Consider the following 22,395-nt stretch of genomic DNA (forward strand, 5'->3'; position numbering starts at 1 on the left):
GTCGTTCTCTCCTCGCTCACGTTAATGGGGCTTGAAGCGCACCCGCTCCGGCGGCTGCTTGAACGTGCCAAGCGGCGTCCAGACCGGCATGCCGAGGAAGAACGCGAAGTAGATCAGCGCGCACACCTGCGCGATCACCGTCGCGGTCGGTGACGGCGGCCGCGTGCCGAGGAACGCAAGGGTCAGAAACGCGACGACGAAGATTCCGAGGAACACCTTGTGGAACAGCGGGCGATAACGGATCGACTTCACCGGGCTGCGGTCGAGCCACGGCAGGAAGAACAGCGACACGACCGCCGAGCCCATCACGACGACGCCCCAGAACTTCGATTCCGTCAGGTACATGAACACGACGATCGCTGCCGACAGCACCGGCAGCCCAAGCCGCCACTTGCCGCGCGCGCGCAGCAGCGCGAGCACGCCGAGCAGCGCGATCACGATCATCAGCACGATCTTGAACGGGTCGGTGGTCGCGCGCAGCATCGCGTAGAACGCGGTGAAGTACCAGACCGGCGCGATTTCCGGCGGCGTCTGCAGCGGATTCGCGGGGACGAAGTTGTTCGCCTCGAGGAAGTAGCCGCCCATTTCCGGCGCGAAGAACACGATCAGCGCGAACACGATCAGGAACCCGCACACGCCGAAGAAGTCGTGCACCGAGTAGTACGGATGGAACGGGATGCCGTCGAGCGGAATGCCGTTCGCATCCTTCTTTTTCTTGATCTCGATGCCGTCCGGGTTGTTCGACCCCACTTCATGGAGCGCGACCAGGTGCGCGATCACGAGGCCGATCAGCACGAGCGGAATCGCGATCACATGGAATGCGAAGAAACGGTTCAGCGTCACGTCGGACACGACGTAGTCGCCGCGAATCCACAGCGACAGGTCCGGGCCGATGAACGGAATCGCCGAGAACAGGTTCACGATCACCTGTGCGCCCCAGAACGACATCTGGCCCCACGGCAGCAGGTAGCCGAAGAACGCCTCGGCCATCAGGCACAGGAAGATCGCGCAGCCGAAGATCCACACGAGTTCGCGCGGCTTGCGGTACGAGCCGTACATCAGCCCGCGGAACATGTGCAGGTAGACGACGACGAAGAACATCGACGCGCCCGTCGAGTGCATGTACCGGATCAGCCAGCCCCACGGCACTTCGCGCATGATGTACTCGACCGACGCGAACGCGAGCGTCGAGTCGGGCTTGTAGTTCATCGTCAGGAAGATGCCGGTGACGATCTGGTTGACGAGCACGAGCAGCGCGAGCGAGCCGAAGAAGTACCAGAAGTTGAAGTTCTTCGGCGCGTAGTACTCGGTCACATGCTTCTTGAGCATGACCGTCCATGGAAAGCGCGCATCGATCCAGGCGGTGAGACCCGTCGTCGTCGTCGTGACTTCGTTGTGCTCGGTCGTCGCCATTACGCTTCTCCTTTCTCGTCCCTGCCGATCACGAGCGTCGTCGCCGACGTGAACATGTAGGGCGGGACGTCGAGATTCTGCGGCGCCGGCTTGTTCTTGAAGACGCGGCCGGCGAGGTCGTAGGTCGAACCGTGGCACGGGCACAGGAAGCCGCCCGGCCAGTCGTCGGGCAGGTTCGGCTGCGGACCCGGCGTGAAGCGTTGGGATGGCGTGCAGCCGAGGTGCGTGCACACGGCCATCACGACGAGGATGTTCTTGTGGTCGGCCCGCGAGCGATATTCGTTCGCGCAGTAAGCCGGCAACGGCATCGAATAGGGGGTCTTGCTGGTCGGATCGGCGACTTCCTTGTCGGCCTTGGTCACGTCGGCGAGCATCGCGTCGGTGCGGTTCAGCACCCAGACGGGCTTGCCGCGCCACGGCACGGTGAGCATCTCGCCGGGCTTCAGCGCGCTGATATCGATTTCGACCGGCGCGCCGGCCGCTTTCGCTTTCGCCGACGGCGCCAGCGACGCCGCGAACGGGATGACGGTGGCGACGCCTCCCACTCCACTTGCTACGGATGTCGCAATCAGCCAGGTACGGCGGCCGCTGTCGACGCGTTTCTCTTCCTTGTCTCGCATCACACGCCCCACTTCTGAGTTGGATTTTCCGTCACGACTTTCCATTCCGCCGCTAGTTTGCTCGAATGGAGTCGTCATTTACAAGGCCCGGAAATGAAAATCCCTTCGAAGTGGTTGATAGTCAAGGGTTTTCCCCCACCACCCGAGTGAATAATCCAACTCTCTTTTAAGCGCTTGCTACATTGCGTGCTTTCGATGCGCCGCCGCAATCCGGCCGTTCAGACCGGATTATGGATATCGATAAACAGGTGTTCGAGATCGAATCGCTCGGACAAATGGGCCCCACAAGCGCCTGGATTCCGTAGCGTTCGGTTGCATGGTGCCCCGCCGCAACGAATGCGACGCCGCTCTCCGCGGCCGCGTGCGTGACCGGCTCCGACACCTCGCCGGTGAGGAACACGTCGGCGCCGGCGTCGATCGCCGCGTCGAAATAGCTCTGCGCGGCGCCCGTGCACCACGCGATGCGGCGCAGCTGCTGCTCCGGGTCGCCGAGCACGAGCGGCGTGCGGCCGAGCGTGCGCTCGACCTTCGCGACGAAGTGCTCGAGCGTCACCGGCATCGGCAGCGTGGCCATCCAGCCGAGATCGCCGTCGCCGAAACGCGATTCACCGATCAGCCCGAGCTTCTCGCCGAGCTGCGCGTTGTTGCCGAATTCGGGGTGCGCGTCGAGCGGCAGATGGAACGCGAACAGGTTCAGGTCGTTCGCGAGCAGCAGCTTCAGGCGCCGGTATTTGCGGCCGGTGATCTGCGGCGCCTCGTTGCGCCAGAAGTAGCCGTGATGGACCAGCACCGCATCCGCCCCCCATTCGAGCGCCGCTTCGAGAAACGCCGCCGACGCGGTCACGCCGGTCGCGATCTTCTCGATCTTGCGGCGGCCCTCGACCTGCAGCCCGTTCGGGCAATAGTCCTTGAACCGCGCCGTTTCGAGGGTATTGTTCAAGTACAATTCGAGTTCGATCCGATCCATATAAACCTCTAGTCCATTCAGATGCTTAGACGCTTCTGGCTGTTCTTCGCGCAGGCGGTCACGGTGCTGCTCGCGCTGATGTTCATCGTCGTGACGCTCAAGCCTCAATGGCTGCAACGGCAAGGACAGCTCGGCAAGCAGCTCGCCACGCCGATCGTCGCCCTGCGCGAAGTCGCGCCCGGCATCGGCGGCGCACCTGCGACCACGTCGTACGCCGACGCCGCGCAAAAGGCGATGCCGGCAGTCGTCAACGTGTTCTCCAGCAAGGACGGCTCGCTGCCGCCCGATCCGCGCGCGAAGGATCCGCTGTTCCGCTATTTCTTCGGTGACCGCAACGCCCGCAAGCAGCAGGACGAGCCGGCGGCCAACCTCGGTTCGGGCGTTATCGTGAGCCCGGAAGGTTACATTCTAACGAACCAGCACGTCGTCGACGGCGCCGACCAGATCGAAGTCGCGCTCGCCGACGGCCGCACGGCCACCGCGAAGGTGATCGGCATCGATCCGGAGACCGACCTCGCGGTGCTCAAGATCAACATGACCGACCTGCCGACGATCACGCTCGGCCGCTCCGACCAGTCGCGCGTCGGCGACGTCGTGCTCGCGATCGGCAACCCGTTCGGCGTCGGCCAGACGGTGACGATGGGGATCATCAGCGCGCTCGGCCGCAATCACCTCGGCATCAACACGTTCGAGAACTTCATCCAGACCGACGCGCCGATCAACCCGGGCAACTCCGGCGGCGCGCTCGTCGACGTGAACGGCAACCTGCTCGGCATCAACACGGCGATCTATTCGCGCTCGGGCGGCTCGCTCGGCATCGGCTTCGCGATTCCGGTGTCGACCGCGCGCACCGTGCTCGAGAGCATCATCACGACGGGCTCGGTCACGCGCGGCTGGATCGGCGTCGAGCCGCAGGACGTCACGCCGGAGATCGCCGAGTCGTTCGGCCTGCAGCAGAAATCGGGCGCGATCGTCGCGGGCGTGCTGCAGGGCGGCCCGGCCGACAAGGCGGGCATCAAGCCGGGCGACATCCTCGTGTCGGTCAACGGCGAGGAGATCACCGACACGACCAAGCTGCTGAACGTCGTCGCGCAGATCAAGCCGGGCGCGACGGCCAAGGTGCACGTCGTGCGCAAGGGCAAGGAGCTCGACGTGCACGTCATGATCGGCAAGCGCCCGCCGCCGCCGAAGCAGGCGCTCGACGAGCAGGACAGCGACACCGAATGACGCCGCCGCCAGCGCGCCGCCTTTTTTCCGGTTCTCCTGCATAAAACAAATGGCAGCCGATTGGCTGCCATTTTTGCTGGGAGAATCGCTGCGCGTGAGGGGAGTCGCCCGACCGTGCTCCGTCACGCCGCTCGGGCACGTCAGCGTCAGCTCGCGGCCTCGCCGTTCTCGGGCTCGGCTTGCGCCGGCTTCGGCACGAAGAATCGCGCCGCGAGGATTCCGGCCTCGTACAGCACGACGAGCGGCAGCGCGAGCATCAGCTGCGAAAACACGTCCGGCGGCGTGACGACCGCCGCGACGACGAAAGCGCCGACGATCACGTAGGGCCGGATCTCCTTCAGCTTCTTCACGGTCAGCACGCCCATCCGGACGAGCAGCACGACCACGATCGGCACCTCGAACGTCACCCCGAACGCGATGAACATTCCGAGCACGAAGCTCAGGTAATTGTCGATATCGGTCGACATCTCCGCGCCGAGCGGCGCGTTGTAGTGCGCCATCACGCGGAAGATCGTCGGGAACACGAGGAAGTACGCGAACGCCATCCCGCACAGGAACAGCACGTAGCTGCTGCCGACGAGCGGCACGACGAGCTTCTTCTCGTGCTGATACAGCCCCGGCGCGACGAACGCCCAGATCTGGTACAGCACGACCGGCAGCGCGATCACGAGCGCGACGAGCATCGTCACCTTCATCGGCACGAAGAACGAGCCGGTGACATCCGTGACGATCATCCTGCCGCCCTTCGGCAGGTTCTCCATCAGCGGGCGCGCGAGCAGCCGGAAGATGTCCGGCGCCCAGTAGACGAGCCCGAGGAACACGACGATCACGGACAGCCCCGCGCGGATGATGCGATCGCGGAGCTCGACGAGATGGGAGATGAAGGTTTCTTCCGGGCCTTCGTCCGGATTCTGCTGGGGGTCGCTCACACCGGCCCTCGGTTGGATTGACGAGCGAGCATGCGCTCGGCTCAGAAGAAGCGCGCCGGCCGGCGCAGGCTTGCCGGCTGGTGGCGCGCGACGCGCGCGGCGCCGGACTGCACGTGCGTGCGGCGCGTGGTGGCGCGCTTGTACCAGGCGGGCGTCGCCGCCTGCTTGACCCGCCAGTTACGGCGCTTGCGCGCCAGCGCGATCGTGCTGGCGCGCCACGACGACGGCGCGGCGGGCGAATCGGTGCCCGACGTGCCGGCATCGACCGAGCCTTCATGAAGACCGCCGACCGCCGAATGCCACGCGGCGTTCAGGTCCTGCTCGTGCTCGCGCAGGTTGTCGTGAATCGTGGTCTCGACATTGCGCGCGGCGGTCTCGAAATCGCTTTTCATCGTCCGCAGCGCGTCGAGCTCGATCTCGCGCGAGACCTCGGCCTTCACGTCGTTGATGTAGCGCTGCGCGCGGCCGAACAGCGCGCCCGCCGTGCGTGCGACACGCGGCAGGCGCTCGGGGCCGAGCACCACGAGCGCGACGACGCCGATCAGCGCCATCTTCGAAAGACCGAGATCCAGCATGGAGAATGCCCGTCAGCGTGCCGGCGTCATGCCTTGTTCGAATCGGAACGCGTCGCTTCCTTCGCGTTGACGTCCACCGAGCCCGAACGCGGCAGTTGCTGCGCGTCGGCCGAAGGTGCGTCGGCGTCCTTCATGCCGTCCTTGAAACCCTTCACGGCGCTGCCAAGATCGTTGCCGATGTTGCGCAGCTTCTTCGTGCCGAAAACCAGCGCGACGATCAGCAGCACGATCAGCCAGTGCCAAATGCTCAATCCACCCATGATGAAACTCTCCTCAACCACGCCGCTTGCGGCGCAAATCGCCGGCAGTGCGCCGGCTTCGACCATCGACGCGGGAAACGCCCCGCGCCGTCAACCCATCCGGTGCCAGGGGCGCGGACCCGCCAGGATATGCGCGTGCAGGTGGTACACCTCCTGCCCGCCGCCGGGGCCCGTATTGATCACCGTGCGAAAACCGGTTTCGCCGCCGTGATAGGCCACGCCGAGCTGCTCGGCCAGGCGCGCGACGAGCACCAGCATTCTACCAAGCAGCGGCGCGTCCTCTTCCCCGGCCGACGACAGCGTCGGCAGGTGCTTGCGCGGAATCACGAGCACGTGCGTCTCGGCCGCCGGGCGGATGTCGCGGAACGCGACGAACTCTTCATCCTCGTGCACCTTCGTGCTCGGGATCTCGCCTGCCGCGATCTTGCAGAACAGGCAATTCGGATCGTGACTCATGTTGCTCCTGAAGGTGCGCGTCGCGGTGTCAGAACCACGCCTGCGGATCGAGCGCCTTGTTGTCGTTCAAATACAGCCAGCCCTTGATGATACGGTACAGCGTCCAGATCCAGACCGCTCCCAGCACCAGAAAGCCGATGCCGACGAACAGCAGCGCGAAGCCGATCACGTACGCGATCAGCGCGCGCCAGAACGTGCGGATCTGCCATTCGAAATGATCCGCGTACGGCGTCCCGGCCGTGTCGCCGCGCTTCACGTAGTTGATGATGATCGCGATGAGGCCCGTGATGCCGCCCGTCAGCCAGTGCACCGCATAGAGCCCGTACAGCACGTGAGTCAGCGTGCGCAGCCCGTTCAGGCGCTCGCTTTCCGCGCTGCCCGGAACCGGCGGCGGGAACTGGCTTGGCGTATCCGTCATGATGCTACCCCCGTTCGATGACAATTCTTACAGTTTGCCACGATATGGCGGCCGGCCGCGCGACGATGCGTGTCAGCCGCCGTTTTCCTCGCGCTCGCGACGCTTGCGCAGCGCCTTTTCCTCGATGCCGGACATCCCTTCGCGACGCTCGAGCTCGGCGATCACGTCGGCCGGGCTCAGGTCGAAATGGGACAGCATCACGAGGCAATGGAACCACAGGTCCGCCACCTCGCCGACGAGCGCCGTCGGCGCGCCGCCCTGGCGCACGTCCTTCGCGGCGAGCACGACTTCGGTCGCCTCCTCGCCGATCTTCTTCAGCACCGCGTCGTCGCCCTTGTGGAACAGGCGCGATACGTAGGATTGGTCGGGATCGCCGCCCTTGCGGCTGTCGATCACGGCCGCGAGGCGCAGCAGCGTGTCTTCGGTCGTTTGCGTCATTTGTAGATGTGTTCGGGGTCTTTCAGCACCGGTTCGACCGCGACCCAGTCGCCGCCTTCGACGGTGCCTTCGAATTTCTGGAAGAAGCACGAATGCCGGCCGGTGTGGCACGCGATGCCCGACACCTGCTCGACCTTCAGCAGCACGACGTCCTCGTCGCAATCAAGGCGCACCTCGTGCACGTGCTGCACGTGGCCCGACTCCTCGCCCTTGAACCACAGGCGCTTGCGCGAGCGCGAATAATAGACCGCGCGCCGCGTTTCGATCGTTTTCGCCAACGCCTCGCGGTTCATCCACGCGAACATCAGCACGTCATTGGTCGACGCTTCCTGCGCGATCACCGGCACGAGGCCGTTGTCGTCCCAGCGGACCTTGTCGAGCCACGCCGGCAGGGATTGCGTATCCGTGCTCATCACAACCTCACCGGAATGCCCTGGCCGGCCATGAAGCGCTTCGCCTCGCCGACCGTGTGTTCACCGTAGTGGAAGATGCTCGCCGCGAGCACCGCATCCGCGCGGCCGTCCTTGATGCCGTCCGCCAGGTGCTGCAGCGAGCCGACGCCGCCCGACGCGATCACCGGCACCGGCACCGCGTCCGACACGCCGCGCGTAAGCGCGAGGTCGAAGCCCGACTTCGTGCCATCGCGATCCATGCTCGTCAGCAGGATCTCGCCCGCGCCGAGCTCGGCCATCCTGCGCGCCCACTCGATCGCGTCGAGCCCGGTGCCCTTGCGGCCGCCGTGCGTGAACACTTCCCAGCGCGGCGTCTCGCCGTCGGCGGACACGCGCTTCGCGTCGATCGCGACGACGATGCACTGCGAGCCGTACTTGTCGGCCGCGTCGCGCACGAACTGCGGGTTCGCGACCGCGGACGAGTTCATGCTGACCTTGTCCGCGCCCGCGTTCAGCAGGCGCCGGACGTCCTCGACGGCGCGCACGCCGCCGCCGACCGTCAGCGGGATGAAGACCTGCGACGCGACCGCCTCGATGATCGGCAGGATCAGGTCGCGCTGGTCGGACGTCGCGGTGATGTCGAGGAACGTCAGTTCGTCGGCGCCCTGCTCGTCGTAGCGGCGGGCGATCTCGACGGGGTCGCCCGCGTCGCGCAGTTCGACGAAGTTGACGCCCTTGACGACGCGCCCGGCGGTAACGTCCAGGCAGGGGATGATGCGTTTAGCTAGAGCCATGATGTGCGCCAAGTGCCGCAATTAGGGGCGGCCGCGAGCGGCCTCCCGGTCAGGGCCGCCCGGCGGGCAGCCCCGGCAAGGGTGACGACGGCCGGATCAGGCGTTGTCGAGCTCGCCGTTCAGTTCGTCCGCGCGCTTCTGCGCGGCCGCGAAGTCGAGATCGCCGGAGTAGATCGCACGGCCGCAGATCACGCCTTCGACGCCATGCTCTTCCACTTCGCACAGCTTCTCGATGTCGTTGAGGTTCGACAGGCCGCCGCTCGCGATCACCGGAATGCCGACCGCCTGCGCAAGCTTCACGGTTGCCTCGATGTTGATGCCCTGCAGCATGCCGTCGCGGCCGATGTCCGTATAGACGATCGATTCGACGCCGTAGTCCTCGAACTTCTGCGCGAGGTCGATCACCTCGTGCCCCGTCAGCTTGCTCCAGCCGTCGGTCGCGACCTTGCCGTCCTTCGCGTCGAGGCCGACGATGATGTTGCCCGCGAACGCGCTGCATGCGTCCTGCAGGAAGCCCGGGTCCTTCACGGCCGCGGTGCCGATGATCACGTAGGACAGGCCGGCGTCGAGGTACTTCTCGATCGTCTCGAGGCTGCGGATGCCGCCGCCGAGCTGCACGGGAATTTCATCGCCGACCTCTTCGAGGATCGCCTCGATCGCGTCGAGATTCTTCGGCTTGCCGGCGAACGCGCCGTTCAGGTCGACGAGATGGAGCCGCCGGGCGCCGAGGTCGACCCATTTGCGGGCCATCGCCGCGGGGTCCTCGGAGAAAATCGTGGCCTGGTCCATATCGCCCTGTTTGAGGCGCACACACTGACCGTCTTTGAGATCGATGGCCGGAATCAGCAACATAGCAATCGGTTGTCGTCTGGGAAAAGGAAAAAGGTTCGACGCGCACCGGCCGTTTCCGGCGCCGCGTCGTCTCGCTAGTTTAGTACAACTCGTTCGGCGCTTCGGCAGGCGAGCCCCGTGCGACGGTCGTTCCGCGCCCGCCGACTGTGGTTCGCGCGCCACGTTTACGGTTTCCAGTGTACGAAGTTGCGATACAGACGCAACCCGACTTCCGCGCTTTTCTCCGGGTGGAATTGGGTCGCGAAGAGATTGTCCCGCGCGACCGCGGACGTAAACGGCGCACCGTAGACCGTTTCGCCGACCGTATGCGCCGGGTTGTCCGGCGTCACGTAATAGCTGTGCACGAAGTAGAAATAGGCGTCGTCCGGCACGCCGTCCCACAACGGGTGCGGCTGCGACTGGCGCACGCGGTTCCAGCCCATCTGCGGCACCTTGAAGCGCGAGCCGTCGTCCTGCAACTGGCCTTCGAGCGCGAAGCGCACGACCTTGCCGGGCAGCAGCCCGAGGCCGTTCGTGTCGCCTTCAGCGCTCCAGTCGAACAGCATCTGCTCGCCGACGCACACGCCGAGCAGCGGCTTCGTGCGCGACGCCTCGAGCACCGCTTCCTGCAGGCCCGATTCGCCGAGGCAGCGCATGCAGTCCGGCATCGCGCCCTGGCCGGGCAGCACGACGCGGTCGGCCGCGCGAATCGCGGCCGGCGTGTCGACGATCGCCACGTCGGCAGCCGGTTCGGCTTTCATGAGCGCCTGCGCGACGGAGCGCAGGTTGCCCATCCCATAATCCACAATCGCAATCGAAGTTTTCATCTCAGTGCAGGCAGTAGCGCCCTCAGTCCGTTGACGATGAATTCCACCGCCAGCGCCGACAGCATCAGTCCCATCAGCCGCGTGGCGATGTTGATGCCGGTGCGGCCGATCCAGTTCGCGATCGGCTCGGCGAGCCGCATCGCAAAGAAACACAGGCAGGCGAGGACCGCGCCGATCGCGACCAGCCCCACCCGGTCATACCAGTGACGCGAGTTCGCCGCATAGATGATCACCGTGCTGATCGAGCCGGGGCCCGTCAGCAGCGGGATCGCGAGCGGCACCACCGCGATGTTGTCCTTCTGCTCGGCTTCGTGGCGCTCCTCCGGCGTCGAGCGGGTGTTGCCGGCCTGCGCGTTCAGCATGCTGATCGCCATCAGCAGCATGATGATCCCGCCGCCCACCTCCAGCGAGCCGACCGAAATGCCGAAGAAGTCGATGATCTGCTGGCCGAGCAGCGTCGTCACCGTGATCACGCAGAACACCGACACCGACGCGATCCTGATCGTCCGGCGCCGCTCGTCGTCCGTCTGCTGCGCGGTCAGGCTCAGGAAAAACGGCACCGCGCCGACCGGGTTGATCAGCGCGAGCAGCGAAATGAACGATTTGAGCAGATCCATCGCAAGCCGGCGCGACGCGCCGAAGCCGTGAGGTTGTCTTGTACGTGCGTCCGTTCAGAAGGCGAGGTGCGAGGTTCAGAGGCTGCCCTTCGTCGACGGGACCTGCCCCGCCGCGCGTTCGTCGAGCTCCGCCGCCATCCGCAGCGCGCGGCCGAAGGCCTTGAACACCGTCTCGAGCTGGTGGTGCGCGTTGATCCCGCGCAGGTTGTCGACGTGCAGCGTCACGCCCGCATGGTTCACGAAGCCGCGGAAGAACTCGATCGACAGGTCGACGTCGAAGGTGCCGATCCGCGCGCGCGTGAACGGCACGTGGAATTCGAGGCCCGGACGGCCCGAGAAGTCGATCACGACGCGCGACAGCGCCTCGTCGAGCGGCACGTACGAATGGCCGTAGCGGCGGATGCCCTTCTTGTCGCCGATCGCCTTCGCGACCGCCTGGCCGAGCGTGATGCCGACGTCCTCGACCGTGTGGTGATCGTCGATATGCGTGTCGCCATGCGCCTCGACCTCGAGATCGACCAGACCGTGTCGAGCGATCTGGTCGAGCATATGGTCGAGGAACGGCACGCCGGTCGCGAGCTTCTGCTGGCCGGTGCCGTCGAGATTGAGCTTCACACGGATCTGCGTTTCGCTGGTATTGCGAACGACTTCCGCCACACGCATGGCAATTCCTTGACTGAGTCGATGTAAATGGGGATTGATCGTTTCGCGCCGCGGCGCCGTCAGGCTCGACCGGGCAGCGCGAGTTTCAATGCGGCCAGCAGGCGGGCGTTTTCATCGGGAGAACCGACGGTCAGCCGCACGCATTCGGCCAGCAACGGATGCATTTTACTCACGTTTTTGACCAGCACCCGCTCGGTCAGCAGCGCGTCGAACACGGCCGCCGCGTCCGGCACGCGCACCAGCAGGAAATTGCCGGCGCTCGGGAACACCGTCACGCCCGGCAGCGCGGCCACCGCTTGCGCGAGGCGCGCGCGCTCGGCGCGCAGCTCGGCCGCCTGCGCGTCGAGCACGTCGAGGTGGTCGAGCAGGAAATCGGCGGTCGCCTGCGTCAGCACGTTGATGTTGTACGGCGGACGCACCTTGTCGAACTCCGCGAGCCACGCCGGCAGCCCGGCGAGGTAGCCGAGGCGGATGCCCGCGAGGCCGAGCTTCGACACCGTGCGCATCACGACGACGTTGTCGAACTCCGCCGCGCGCGGCAGCCACGAGCGCTCGGCGAACGGCTGGTATGCCTCGTCGATCACGACCAGGCTGTGCCGCGCGGCCGCGATGATCCGCTCGACGCCGGCGGCGTCGTACAGCGTGCCGGTCGGGTTGTTCGGGTACGCGAGATAGACGAGCGCCGGGCGGTGCTCGGCGATCGCCGCGAGCATCGCGTCGACGTCGAGCGTCAGGTCGGCCGCGAGCGGCACGCCGACGAACTCGAGCTGCGCGAACTTCGCCGACAGCTCGTACATCACGAAGCCCGGCACCGGCGCGAGCACCTTCGCGCCCGGCGTCGCGCACGCGACCGACATCATGCTGATGATCTCGTCGGAGCCGTTGCCGAGCAGCACGTCGCACGCGGCCGGCACGCCCATCGTGCGGCGCAGCTTGTCGATGAGCGCGGCCGGGCGCGGCGCCGGATAGCGGTTCAGCGCGACCTGCGCGAGGCGCGCGCCGAGCGCCGCCGCGAGCGGTTCGGGCAGCGGGTACGGGTTCTCCATCGCGTCGAGCTTCACGAACCCGCTCGCGTCCGGCACCGGGTAGCTCGTCATCGCGAGCACGTCGCGGCGAATGATGTCTTGTGGCGTCGTCATGGTCTGCAGGCCGGCGTGCATTGCGCCGGCGTCAATGGGTCAGCGCGGCGGCAGCCGCCGCGCCCGTCTGCGGCCCGGGCAATCAGCCCTGGCCGCCGCCTTTCATCCGGTATTCGGCGCTCTTCGCATGCGCCTGCAGCCCCTCGCCGTACGCGAGCTCGGACGCGATCTCGCCGAGCGTATGCGCGCCTTCGGCGCTGACTTCGATCACGCTCGAGCGCTTGATGAAGTCGTACACGCCGAGCGGCGACGAAAAGCGCGCGGTGCGCGACGTCGGCAGCACGTGGTTCGGGCCCGCGCAGTAGTCGCCGAGGCTCTCGCTCGTATAGCGGCCGAGGAAGATCGCGCCGGCGTGGCGGATCTGCTGGCCCCACTGCTGCGGCTCCAGCGCCGAAATCTCGAGGTGCTCGGGCGCGATGTCGTTCGCGATCCTGCACGCTTCCGCCATGTCGCGCACCTTGACCAGCGCGCCGCGGCCTTCGAGCGACGCGCGGATCACGGCCTCGCGCGGCATCGTCGGCAGCAGCTCGTCGATCGCCTTCTCGACGCGCTCGATGAACGACGCGTCCGGGCACAGCAGGATCGACTGCGCGAGCTCGTCGTGCTCGGCCTGCGAGAACAGGTCCATCGCGACCCAGTTCGGGTCCGTGGTGCCGTCGCACAGCACGAGGATCTCCGACGGCCCGGCGATCATGTCGATGCCGACCGTGCCGAACACGCGGCGCTTCGCCGACGCGACGTACGCGTTGCCGGGCCCGCAGATCTTGTCGACGGCCGGCACGGTCGCGGTGCCGTACGCGAGCGCGGCCACCGCCTGCGCGCCGCCGATCGTGAACACGCGGTCGACGCCGCCGAGCAGCGCCGCGGCGAGCACGAGGTCGTTCTTCACGCCGTCCGGGGTCGGCACGACCATCACGATCTCGCCGACGCCCGCGACGCGCGCGGGAATCGCGTTCATCAGCACCGACGACGGATAGGCCGCCTTGCCGCCCGGCACGTACAGGCCGACGCGGTCGAGCGGCGTGACCTTCTGGCCGAGCACCGTGCCGTCGCTTTCCGTGTACTGCCAGCTATGGCTGCCGCACTCGATCTTCTGCTTCTCGTGATACCCGCGCACGCGCGCCGCGGCCGCTTCCAGCGCCGCGCGCGCCTTCGGCGCAAGGCCGTCGAGCGCTTCCTGCAGCGCTTCCTGCGGCAGCTCCAGCGCGGCGACGCTGTCCGCGCCCAGCCGGTCGAAGCGGTTCGTGTAGTCGAGCACCGCGGCGTCGCCGCGCGCCTTCACGTCGGCGAGGATCTGCGCGACCGAGCGCTCGATCGCGTCGTCTTCGCTCGCCTCGAACGCGAGCACCGCGCGCAGCGCGGCGTCGAAGCCTTCGCTCGTCGAATCGAGTTTGCGGATGGTGATGGACATGGAAGTTCCGTTACGGTGTGCGCTCACGCGCCATTGCGCGACGCGCGTTCGAACGCGTCGAGGATCGGCTTGAGCGCCGCGCGCTTCAACTTCAGCGCAGCCTGGTTCACGACGAGGCGCGACGAGATCTGCATGATCTCCTCGACCTCGACCAGATTGTTCGCCCGGAGCGTGCCGCCCGAGCTGACGAGGTCGACGATCGCGTCGGCGAGGCCGACGAGCGGCGCGAGCTCCATCGACCCGTACAGCTTGATCAGGTCGACGTGCACGCCCTTCGCGGCGAAGTGCTCGCGCGCCGCTTCGACGTACTTCGTCGCGACGCGCAGGCGCGCGCCCTGGCGCACCGCCTTCGCATAGTCGAAGCCGGCGGGCACCGCGACCGACAGCCGGCAGCGCGCGATGTTCAGATCGATCGGCTGGTACAGGCCCGAGCCGCCGTGCTCGATCAGCACGTCCTTGCCGGCCACGCCGAAGTCGGCGGCGCCATATTCGACGTAGGTCGGCACGTCGCTCGCGCGCACGATGATCACGCGCAGGTTCGGGTCGGTCGTCGGCAGGATCAGCTTGCGCGACGTTTCCGGATCCTCGGCCACCTGCACGCCGGCCGCGGCGAGCAGCGGCAGGGTTTCCTCGAAAATCCGGCCCTTCGACAGGGCAAGGGTCAGCGGCGGGGTCATGCTTGGCTCCCGGAAACGCGGCGCACGTTCGCGCCGACGGCGGTCAGTTTGGCTTCCATCCGGTCGTATCCCCGGTCGAGGTGATAGATGCGGTCGACGAGCGTCTCGCCGTCGGCGCGCAGCCCGGCGATCACGAGGCTCGCGGACGCGCGCAGGTCGGTAGCCATCACGTTCGCCCCCGACAGTTTCTCGACGCCCGTCACGAGCGCCGTGTTGCCGTCGATCGTGATGTTCGCGCCGAGCCGGTTCAGCTCCTGCACGTGCATGAAACGGTTCTCGAAAATGGTTTCGACGACCTGCGCGGTGCCCGTCGCGACCGTATTGAGGGCCATGAACTGCGCCTGCATGTCGGTCGGGAACGCCGGGTATTCGGACGTGCGGATCGTCACCGCGGACGGCCGGCGATCCATCTTCACGCGCAGCCAGGTGTCGCCTTCCTCGACCGTCACGCCGGCCTCGCGCAGCTTGTCGATCACTGCGTCGAGGATGTGCGGGCGCACGCCCGTCAGCGTCACGTCGCCGCCCGCCGCCGCGACCGCGCACAGGAACGTGCCGGCCTCGATGCGGTCAGGAATGACCGAATGACGCGCGCCGTGCAGCCGCTCGACGCCCTGGATCACGAGCCGGTCGGTGCCGATGCCGTCGATCTTCGCACCCATTTCGACCAGCAAGTGTGCGAGATCGCTCACTTCCGGCTCGCGCGCGGCGTTCTCGATCACCGTCTCGCCGTCGGCGAGCGTCGCCGCCATCAGCAGGTTCTCGGTGCCCGTCACCGTGATCATGTCGGTGACGATGCGCGCGCCCTTCAGGCGCTTCGCGCGCGCCTCGATGAAGCCGTGCTCGATGCTGATCTCGGCGCCCATCGCCTGCAGGCCCTTGATGTGCTGGTCGACCGGCCGCGCACCGATCGCGCAGCCGCCCGGCAGCGACACCTTCGCCTCGCCGAAGCGCGCCAGCAGCGGCCCGAGCACGAGGATCGACGCGCGCATCGTCTTCACGAGCTCGTACGGCGCGACGAGGTTGTCGACGCGCGACGCGTCGAGCTGCACATGGCTGCCGTCCGTCTCGCTCTTCACGCCCATCTGGTTCAGGACCTTCAGCGTGGTGCGGACGTCCTTCAGGTTCGGCACGTTGTCGAGGTGGACCGGATCGGCCGTCAGCAGGCCCGCGCACAGAATCGGCAGCGCCGCGTTCTTCGCGCCCGACACGACGATCTCGCCGGACAGCCGGCGGCCGCCTTCGATCACGAGCTTGTCCATCCCATGTCCCTGCGTATCCCGATTGCCGGCCGGGTGTGCCGCGGCGACGCTCTCGACGGCGTCGCGCTCGTTGACGGTGACTTGCACTCAGTGGTTCCGGTTATGCGTTCTGCCATTCGGCGGGCGTCAGCGTCTTCATGCTGAGCGCGTGGATTTCCTGCTTCATGCGGTCGCCGAGCGCCGCGTAGACGAGCTGATGCCGCTGGATCGGCCGCTTGCCCTCGAAGGCCGGCGACACGATCGTCGCGAAGAAGTGCTGGCCGTCGCCTTCGACTTCCAGATGCGTGCAGGCAAGCCCGCCCGCGATGTATTGCTTGACCTGTTCGGGAGTCGGCAACATGTGATGCTCCTGTCGGTGCGCGCCGGACCGCGCGCGGCGCCGCGCTCCCCGAGGGGAGCGGTGCCGCGCGCGGCGGCCGATTCATATCAATGACGCAGTTTGTAGCCGGTCGCGAGCAGCCGCATCGCGAACAGCGCGAGCAGCACGAAGAAACCGGCGACGATCGCGAGGCTCGCGAGCGGGTTGATGTCGGACGCGCCGAAGAACCCGTAGCGAAAGCCGTCGATCATGTAGAAAAACGGGTTGAGACGCGAGATTTCGCGCCACACGGGCGGCAGCGAATGCGTCGAGTAGAACACGCCGGACAGGAACGTCAGCGGCATGATCAGGAAGTTCTGGAACGCGGCGAGCTGGTCGAACTTCTCCGCCCAGATCCCGGCGATGAGGCCGAGCGTGCCGAGGATCGCCGCGCCGAACAGCGCGAACCCGAGGATGAACGCGGGCGCCGCGAACTGCATCGGGATGAACCAGACCGTCACGACGAACACGCCGGCGCCGACCGCGAGCCCGCGCACGACCGACGCGAGCACGTACGCGCCGTAGATGTCCTTGTACGACAGCGGCGGCAGCAGCATGAACACGAGGTTGCCGGTGATCTTCGACTGGATCAGCGACGACGAGCTGTTCGCGAACGCGTTCTGCAGCACGCTCATCATCACGAGGCCCGGCACGAGGAAGCTCACGTACTCGACGCCCGGATACACCTCGACGCGGCCCGTCAGCGCATGGCCGAAGATCGTCAGGTACAGCAGCGCCGTGACGACGGGCGCGAGCACCGTCTGGAACGACACCTTCCAGAACCGCAGGATTTCCTTGTAGAACAGCGTCTGAAAACCGCTCATGCCAGCCCCTCGATCGCCTCGGCCCCGTTCATCACCTGGACGAACACATCCTCGAGGTCGGCCTTCCTGACCTCGATCTCGTCGAACGTGCAGCCGGCGGCGCGGCACTGCGCGAGGATGCGCTCGACGTCGTCGTAGTTCGCGAGCCGCAGCAGGTGCTCGCCGCTCGCACGGGCGGCCGGATCGGTTTCCAGCGCGCGCAGCTCGGCGGGCAGCGCGCCGAGCGCGAAGCGCAGGTACAGCTGCAGGCCCGCGAAGCGCTGCAGCAGCGCGTCGGTGCGCTCGAGCGCGACCACTTCGCCCCGGCGCAGCATCGCGATGCGGTCGCACAGCGACTCGGCTTCCTCGAGGTAGTGGGTGGTCAGCACGATCGTGTGGCCTTCGCGGTTCAGGCGCGAGATGAATTTCCACAGCGTCTGGCGCAGCTCGACGTCGACGCCGGCGGTCGGCTCGTCGAGCACGATCACGGGCGGCCGGTGCACGAGCGCCTGCGCGACCAGCACGCGGCGCTTCATCCCGCCCGACAGCGCGCGCATGTTCGCGTCCGCCTTCTCGGTCAGGTCGAGATTGGCCATCACCTCGTCGATCCAGTCGTCGTTGCGGCGCAGCCCGAAGTAGCCGGACTGGATCCGCAGCGTCTCGCGCACCGTGAAGAAGGGATCGAACACCAGTTCCTGCGGCACGACGCCGAGTGCGCGGCGCGCGGCCCGGAAGTCCTTGACGACGTCATGGCCGCGCACCGAGATGCTGCCTTCGTCGGCCCGGGCGAGCCCGGCGAGGATGCTGATGAGCGTGGTCTTGCCTGCGCCGTTCGGGCCGAGCAGACCGAAAAACTCGCCTTCCTCGACCGACAGGCTGACGCCCTTGAGCGCCTGAAGCGACTTGTAGCGCTTCTTGACGTGACGGATTTCTATGGCTGACATGGGACTGTGCGCGGCGCAACGGCCGCGACGCCTATTCTGTGCTTGCTGCGAAAGAAAATGAGGGCCCGACGCCGACCGGCAGTCCCGCAAAACGCTTGATTATAGGGCAAACCGGCGGGAGGGGACGGCCATCGGAATCGGCCGTGCGGCAGCCGGCGCCCCGCGGGGGCCGGCGTTCAGCGGCAGCGTCAATGTCGCCCGTTGATGAGCGCGTCGACGCCGTAGGCCTGCGCGAGGCTGGCGAGCTTCGGAGGGAAATTGAGGATGTCGAGGCGGGCGCCGCGCGCCTTTGCGGCGCGCTGCCATGCGAGCAGCACGGCGAGCGCGGACGAGTCGAATTCCGCGAGCGCCGCGCAATCGACGGCGGTGGCGCCCGCGCCGATCTGCGCGAGCCCCGCCGCGAGCGCGGCCTTCGCGCTCGCGTGGGTCAGCGTGGAACCGGCTGCGAAGCCGCTCACGACGCCTGCTTGCCGGCGGCAAGCTCCTGGTTGCGCTGCGCGAGGAACTGGATCAGGCCGTCCACGCCGCTTTGCTGGATCTTCTCGTTGAACTGCTGCTGGTACGTCTGGATCAGCCACGCGCCGAGCACGTTCAGGTCATACACCTTCCAGCCCTGCTGCGTCTTGTACAGGCGGTAGTCGATCTGGACCGGCTGGCCGTTGTTCATCGCGACCGTCTTGACCACGACGTCGGTGTCCTCCGGGCTCGCGCGGAACGGCGGGTACTGGATCTGCTGGTCCGGCTTCAGCTGCGCAAGCGCGCCCGAGTAAGTGCGGATCAGCAGCAGCTTGAACTGCTCCATCACCTGCTGCTGCTGCGCCTGCGTCGCGGTGCGCCAGTGGCGGCCCATCGCGAGTTGCGTGGTGCGGCGGAAATCGGTGTACGGCAGGATGTCCTTGTTGACGATCGTGATGATGCGGTTCGTGTCGCCCTGCTTGATCGTCTGCTGCTTCACTTCATCGAGCACCTGCTGCGTGGCGCTCTTGATCAGTGCCTGCGGGTTCGACTGGTCGACTTCCGCGTAGGCTGCGCCGCCGAACGAGAACAGCGCCGCGAAGACCGGGATCAGGAACAGTTTCTTCATAATATTGACCTGCATGAATGAGTCGAGGCGGAAGTTGGAGCCGGTAGCTTACGCGCAAGTTCGCGTGCGCCGCCGGCATAATCGTTTCCGGCTGTAACGAATGTAAGTCCGATCAATGCAGCCGGATGCTCGGGATGCGCAGCCCGCCGGGCGCGGGCGGCGTCACCTGCATCGGCGGCACGTTCGTTGCGCTGGCCGGATTCGGCGCAACGGCCGCTTCCGACCCCGGCGCCGGTGCGGCCGCACCGGATGCAGCCGCCGGCGCCGCCGCGCCGTCATCCGGCAGGTCGTATTTCGGCAGCGCGTCGCCGTCCGACGCTCCGCCCGCTTCGCCGCGCGCATTGCTGATCAGCATCTGGCGCCGCTGCAGGTACGCATTGCGCACGAACGAGTACTTGTCGATCGCCGCCGCTTCCAGCACGTCGCCCGCGCCGAGCAGGTTCGAGCGCGTATTCACGAGGTTCAGGCCGAACAGGCCATAGCTCACGCCGTCCGGCTTCACGTAGGTCAGCGGATTGCCGAGATAGTCGACGCCGAGGCCCGCCGCGTCGCGCACGGTGCTCGGGCCGAGCAGCGGCAGCACCAGGTACGGGCCCGCCGGCATGCCGTAGCGGCCCATCGTGACGCCGAAGTCGGCCGTGTGCTTCGGCAGCTTCGCGATCGTCGCGACGTCGAACAGGCCGCCGACACCGAACACGGTGTTGATCACGACGCGCATGATGTCGCCGACGCCGTCCGCGATCCGCAGCTGCACGAGGTTGTTCGCCGCGATGTAGACGTCGCCGATGTTCGAGAAGAAGTTCGTCACGCTGTCGCGCACCGGCTGCGGCACCACGTACTGATAGCCCTTCGCGACCGGCTTCAGCGCATAGGTGTCGACGGTGTCGTTGAACTTGTACATCGTCCGGTTGAAGCCCTCGAGCGGATCACCCTTGGTCGGCGTCTGCACGGTGGCGCAGCCGCTCAGCGCGGCTGCCGCAGCCACCGCGAGCGCGGCGTGCCTGATCCGAATCGTCTGCATGTTCGTTTCCCCTCTTATTGTGATCTCTCGTGTGGTTATTGGGCGCCGGACGCCGCGGGCGCCGTCGCGGCAGGCGCGCCGGAGGCCGGTTTCGCACCGCCGGCGTCCGCCGCCTTGCTGTACAGGAACTGGCCGATCAGGTTCTCGAGCACGATCGCCGACTGCGTCATCGCGATCGTGTCGCCCGCCTTCAGCATCTCGGAATCGCCGCCCGGCTCGAGGCCGACGTACTGCTCGCCGAGCAGGCCCGACGTCAGGATCTTCGCGGACGAATCCTTCGGGAACTGGTATTGCTTGTCGAGATCGATCGTCACGAGCGCCTGGTAGGTGTTCGTGTCGAAGCCGATCGCCTGCACGCGGCCGACCACGACGCCCGCGCTCTTCACGGCGGCGCGCGGCTTCAGCCCGCCGATGTTGTCGAATTTCATCTTCACCGCGTAGGTCGGCTGAAACGACAGCGAACTCATGTTGCCGACCTTCAGCGCAAGGAACAGTACCGCCAGGAAGCCCACCACCACGAACAGGCCGACCCAGAAGTCGAGAGCAGTCTTTTTCATCGTCATCCCAAAATATGGCTTGGCTGAGGCTTAGCTGAACATCAGCGCGGTCAGCAGGAAATCGAGGCCGAGTACGGCGAGCGACGCGAACACGACCGTCTTGGTGGTAGCGCGCGACACGCCTTCAGGCGTCGGCTTCGCCTCGTACCCTTGAAACAGTGCAATGAAGGTCACGGCGAACCCGAACACGATGCTCTTCAGCACGCCGTTGCCGACGTCGGCCCAGACCTGCACGCCGCCCTGCATCTGCGACCAGAACGCGCCCGAATCGACGCCGATCAGGATCACGCCGACGAAATAGCCGCCGAGCACGCCGACCGCGTTGAAGATCGCCGCGAGGAGCGGCATCGCGATGATCCCGCCCCACATGCGCGGCGCGATCACCGTCTTGATCGGATCGACCGCCATCATCTCGAGCGCGGTGAGCTGCTCGCCGGCCTTCATCAGGCCGATCTCGGCGGTCAGCGACGTGCCCGCGCGGCCCGCGAACAGCAGCGCCGTGACGACCGGCCCGAGCTCGCGCACGAGCGACAGCGCGACGAGCAGGCCGAGCGCCTGCTCGGACCCGTAGCGGTTCAGCGTGTAGTAGCCCTGCAGGCCGAGCACGAAGCCGACGAACAGGCCCGACACCGCGATGATCACGAACGAGTAGTTGCCGAGGAAGTGGATCTGCTTCGTGACGAGCCGCGGCCGGCGCAGCAGCGGGAAGAATTCCAGCACGAGCCGCACGAACATGCGGGCGCCATAGCCGGCGCGCACGAGGCCGCCGATGACGAAACGTCCGATCGCGCTGATCATGCGCGCCCTCCGCCGAGCCCGAAATCCACGCCGAGCGGCGGGCTCGTGTAATGAAATTTGAACGGGCCGTCCGGCGCGCCGTCGATGAACTGGCGCACGCTCGGATCGGTCGACGCGCGCAACTCGTCGGGGGTGCCCTGCGCGAGCACGCCGCCGTTGGCCAGGAAGTACACGTAGTCGGCGATCGCGAACGACTCCGGCACGTCGTGCGTGACGAGGATCGACGTCGCGCCGAGCGCGTGGTTCAGCGTGCGGATCAGGTTCGCGGTGATGCCGAGCGAGATCGGGTCGAGGCCCGCGAACGGCTCGTCGTACATGATCAGCTGCGGATCGAGCGCGATCGCCCGCGCGAGCGCGATGCGCCGCGCCATGCCGCCCGACACCTCGGACGGCATCAGGTCGCGCGCGCCGCGCAGGCCCACCGCGTTGAGCTTCATCAGCACCAGGTCGCGGATCAGCTCCTCGGGCAGGTCGGTATGCTCGCGCAGCGCGAACGCGACGTTGTCGAACACCGACATGTCGGTGAAGAGCGCGCCGAACTGGAACAGCATGCCCATCTTGCGGCGCAGCGCGTACAGGCCGTCGCGCGTCTGCGCGCCGACGTCGGCGCCGTCGAACAGCACCTGGCCGCGACGTGCGCGCACGAGCCCGCCGATCAGGCGCAGCACGGTGGTCTTGCCGCAGCCCGAGCCGCCCATGACCGCGACCACCTGCCCGCGCGCGAAGCGCAGGTTCAGGTTCGACAGGACGAGGCGGTCGCCGTAGCCGAAGTCGACATCGCGGAGTTCCAGCAGGGTCTCGGAAGTGGTGGGGGCGGCGCTCACGGAGCTGACATTCCTTTTACGCAGAACGCCGAATTATAGGGCCTGCATCGGAATGATGTCGTGACGTTGCCCTCGGCCTTCCGGTCAATGAAT

28 protein-coding genes and 1 pseudogene are annotated in these 22,395 nt (G+C 66.8%); 1 reads left to right on the plus strand and 28 read right to left on the minus strand.

Going from position 1 to position 22,395, the window contains the following annotated elements; translation table 11 throughout:
- Positions 1-21 precede the first annotated feature (21 nt).
- The 3 genes and pseudogenes from WJ35_RS09595 to WJ35_RS09605 all read right to left on the minus strand — a co-directional run bounded on the left by WJ35_RS09595 (position 22) and on the right by WJ35_RS09605 (position 3,000).
- Positions 22-1,413 (minus strand): cytochrome b, encoded by a 1,392-nt coding sequence (locus WJ35_RS09595; RefSeq protein WP_060234210.1) that lies wholly within the window; start codon positions 1,411-1,413, stop codon positions 22-24.
- Positions 1,413-2,033 carry a ubiquinol-cytochrome c reductase iron-sulfur subunit gene (gene petA, locus WJ35_RS09600; RefSeq protein WP_010092873.1) on the minus strand — a complete coding sequence of 207 codons (621 nt, stop codon included), beginning with the start codon at positions 2,031-2,033 and terminating at the stop codon, positions 1,413-1,415. Before petA ends, WJ35_RS09595 begins: the two co-directional genes overlap by 1 nt.
- A 218-nt stretch (positions 2,034-2,251) precedes the next feature.
- Positions 2,252-3,000, minus strand: a pseudogene (locus WJ35_RS09605) (Nif3-like dinuclear metal center hexameric protein).
- 21 nt (positions 3,001-3,021) lie between these two features.
- On the opposite strand from WJ35_RS09605, the gene WJ35_RS09610 reads away from it, so the two are divergent.
- Complete coding sequence (locus WJ35_RS09610) at positions 3,022-4,227, plus strand: Do family serine endopeptidase (RefSeq protein WP_010092875.1); 1,206 nt, start codon at positions 3,022-3,024, stop codon at positions 4,225-4,227.
- A 146-nt stretch (positions 4,228-4,373) separates the two neighbouring features.
- Here the strand turns inward: WJ35_RS09610 and tatC are convergent, their stop codons facing one another.
- From tatC to WJ35_RS09735, 25 genes are all read right to left on the minus strand, one after another.
- Positions 4,374-5,156 carry a twin-arginine translocase subunit TatC gene (tatC, locus tag WJ35_RS09615; RefSeq protein ID WP_042582954.1) on the minus strand — a complete coding sequence of 261 codons (783 nt, stop codon included), beginning with the start codon at positions 5,154-5,156 and terminating at the stop codon, positions 4,374-4,376.
- Positions 5,157-5,197: 41 nt separating this feature from the next.
- Entirely contained in the window at positions 5,198-5,731 is a 534-nt protein-coding gene (gene tatB / locus WJ35_RS09620) for a Sec-independent protein translocase protein TatB (RefSeq protein ID WP_069239091.1), read from the minus strand.
- A 26-nt stretch (positions 5,732-5,757) separates the two neighbouring features.
- Positions 5,758-5,991 (minus strand): Sec-independent protein translocase subunit TatA, encoded by a 234-nt coding sequence (gene tatA, locus WJ35_RS09625; protein ID WP_010092878.1) that lies wholly within the window; start codon positions 5,989-5,991, stop codon positions 5,758-5,760.
- Between the two features lie 90 nt (positions 5,992-6,081).
- Positions 6,082-6,447, minus strand: coding sequence for a histidine triad nucleotide-binding protein (locus WJ35_RS09630; RefSeq protein WP_010092879.1), 366 nt, complete (start codon positions 6,445-6,447; stop codon positions 6,082-6,084).
- Positions 6,448-6,475: 28 nt separating this feature from the next.
- Positions 6,476-6,865, minus strand: a complete 390-nt coding sequence (locus WJ35_RS09635; protein WP_010092880.1) for a DUF4870 family protein — start codon at positions 6,863-6,865, stop codon at positions 6,476-6,478.
- Positions 6,866-6,937: 72 nt separating this feature from the next.
- Positions 6,938-7,303 (minus strand): phosphoribosyl-ATP diphosphatase, encoded by a 366-nt coding sequence (locus tag WJ35_RS09640; RefSeq protein WP_010092881.1) that lies wholly within the window; start codon positions 7,301-7,303, stop codon positions 6,938-6,940.
- Complete coding sequence (gene hisI, locus WJ35_RS09645) at positions 7,300-7,716, minus strand: phosphoribosyl-AMP cyclohydrolase (protein WP_069239092.1); 417 nt, start codon at positions 7,714-7,716, stop codon at positions 7,300-7,302. Before hisI ends, WJ35_RS09640 begins: the two co-directional genes overlap by 4 nt.
- Positions 7,716-8,489 carry an imidazole glycerol phosphate synthase subunit HisF gene (gene hisF, locus WJ35_RS09650; protein WP_060234208.1) on the minus strand — a complete coding sequence of 258 codons (774 nt, stop codon included), beginning with the start codon at positions 8,487-8,489 and terminating at the stop codon, positions 7,716-7,718. The genes hisI and hisF overlap by 1 nt, the downstream gene beginning before the upstream one ends.
- Positions 8,490-8,585: 96 nt before the next feature.
- Positions 8,586-9,341: a 1-(5-phosphoribosyl)-5-[(5-phosphoribosylamino)methylideneamino]imidazole-4-carboxamide isomerase gene (hisA, locus tag WJ35_RS09655; protein ID WP_010092884.1), complete on the minus strand. Its 756-nt coding sequence runs from the start codon at positions 9,339-9,341 to the stop codon at positions 8,586-8,588.
- Between the two features lie 164 nt (positions 9,342-9,505).
- Positions 9,506-10,147: an imidazole glycerol phosphate synthase subunit HisH gene (gene hisH, locus WJ35_RS09660; protein WP_010092885.1), complete on the minus strand. Its 642-nt coding sequence runs from the start codon at positions 10,145-10,147 to the stop codon at positions 9,506-9,508.
- Positions 10,144-10,764, minus strand: a complete 621-nt coding sequence (locus tag WJ35_RS09665) for a YchE family NAAT transporter (protein WP_010092886.1) — start codon at positions 10,762-10,764, stop codon at positions 10,144-10,146. Before WJ35_RS09665 ends, hisH begins: the two co-directional genes overlap by 4 nt.
- 75 nt (positions 10,765-10,839) lie before the next feature.
- Positions 10,840-11,427, minus strand: a complete 588-nt coding sequence (hisB, locus tag WJ35_RS09670) for an imidazoleglycerol-phosphate dehydratase HisB (protein WP_010092887.1) — start codon at positions 11,425-11,427, stop codon at positions 10,840-10,842.
- 59 nt (positions 11,428-11,486) lie between these two features.
- Complete coding sequence (gene hisC, locus WJ35_RS09675) at positions 11,487-12,566, minus strand: histidinol-phosphate transaminase (protein WP_060234217.1); 1,080 nt, start codon at positions 12,564-12,566, stop codon at positions 11,487-11,489.
- A gap of 82 nt (positions 12,567-12,648) precedes the next feature.
- On the minus strand, positions 12,649-13,977 hold the full coding sequence (gene hisD / locus WJ35_RS09680; RefSeq protein ID WP_010092889.1) for a histidinol dehydrogenase: 1,329 nt from the start codon (positions 13,975-13,977) through the stop codon (positions 12,649-12,651).
- A gap of 23 nt (positions 13,978-14,000) precedes the next feature.
- Positions 14,001-14,654: an ATP phosphoribosyltransferase gene (hisG, locus tag WJ35_RS09685; RefSeq protein ID WP_010092890.1), complete on the minus strand. Its 654-nt coding sequence runs from the start codon at positions 14,652-14,654 to the stop codon at positions 14,001-14,003.
- The gene (gene murA / locus WJ35_RS09690; RefSeq protein WP_059614067.1) at positions 14,651-16,000 is read right to left on the minus strand and encodes a UDP-N-acetylglucosamine 1-carboxyvinyltransferase; all 1,350 of its coding nucleotides are present in this window, start codon (positions 15,998-16,000) and stop codon (positions 14,651-14,653) included. The genes hisG and murA overlap by 4 nt, the downstream gene beginning before the upstream one ends.
- Before the next feature lie 13 nt (positions 16,001-16,013).
- Positions 16,014-16,253, minus strand: a complete 240-nt coding sequence (locus tag WJ35_RS09695; RefSeq protein ID WP_006406983.1) for a BolA family protein — start codon at positions 16,251-16,253, stop codon at positions 16,014-16,016.
- A gap of 86 nt (positions 16,254-16,339) precedes the next feature.
- Positions 16,340-17,095, minus strand: a complete 756-nt coding sequence (locus WJ35_RS09700) for an ABC transporter permease (RefSeq protein ID WP_060234207.1) — start codon at positions 17,093-17,095, stop codon at positions 16,340-16,342.
- Complete coding sequence (locus tag WJ35_RS09705; protein WP_060234216.1) at positions 17,092-18,018, minus strand: ABC transporter ATP-binding protein; 927 nt, start codon at positions 18,016-18,018, stop codon at positions 17,092-17,094. The genes WJ35_RS09700 and WJ35_RS09705 overlap by 4 nt, the downstream gene beginning before the upstream one ends.
- A gap of 188 nt (positions 18,019-18,206) precedes the next feature.
- On the minus strand, positions 18,207-18,476 hold the full coding sequence (locus WJ35_RS09710) for an STAS domain-containing protein (RefSeq protein ID WP_010092895.1): 270 nt from the start codon (positions 18,474-18,476) through the stop codon (positions 18,207-18,209).
- Positions 18,473-19,102 (minus strand): MlaC/ttg2D family ABC transporter substrate-binding protein, encoded by a 630-nt coding sequence (locus tag WJ35_RS09715; RefSeq protein ID WP_060234206.1) that lies wholly within the window; start codon positions 19,100-19,102, stop codon positions 18,473-18,475. The genes WJ35_RS09710 and WJ35_RS09715 overlap by 4 nt, the downstream gene beginning before the upstream one ends.
- A 112-nt stretch (positions 19,103-19,214) precedes the next feature.
- Positions 19,215-20,123, minus strand: a complete 909-nt coding sequence (locus WJ35_RS09720) for a VacJ family lipoprotein (RefSeq protein ID WP_010092897.1) — start codon at positions 20,121-20,123, stop codon at positions 19,215-19,217.
- Between the two features lie 35 nt (positions 20,124-20,158).
- Entirely contained in the window at positions 20,159-20,686 is a 528-nt protein-coding gene (gene mlaD, locus WJ35_RS09725; protein ID WP_060234205.1) for an outer membrane lipid asymmetry maintenance protein MlaD, read from the minus strand.
- A 24-nt stretch (positions 20,687-20,710) separates the two neighbouring features.
- Positions 20,711-21,478, minus strand: a complete 768-nt coding sequence (mlaE, locus tag WJ35_RS09730) for a lipid asymmetry maintenance ABC transporter permease subunit MlaE (RefSeq protein ID WP_060234204.1) — start codon at positions 21,476-21,478, stop codon at positions 20,711-20,713.
- Positions 21,475-22,302, minus strand: coding sequence for an ABC transporter ATP-binding protein (locus WJ35_RS09735; RefSeq protein WP_069239093.1), 828 nt, complete (start codon positions 22,300-22,302; stop codon positions 21,475-21,477). The genes mlaE and WJ35_RS09735 overlap by 4 nt, the downstream gene beginning before the upstream one ends.
- Positions 22,303-22,395 lie beyond the last annotated feature (93 nt).

Origin of the sequence: Burkholderia ubonensis (assembly GCF_001718695.1) — a bacterium.
GTDB classification, from domain to species: domain Bacteria; phylum Pseudomonadota; class Gammaproteobacteria; order Burkholderiales; family Burkholderiaceae; genus Burkholderia; species Burkholderia ubonensis_B.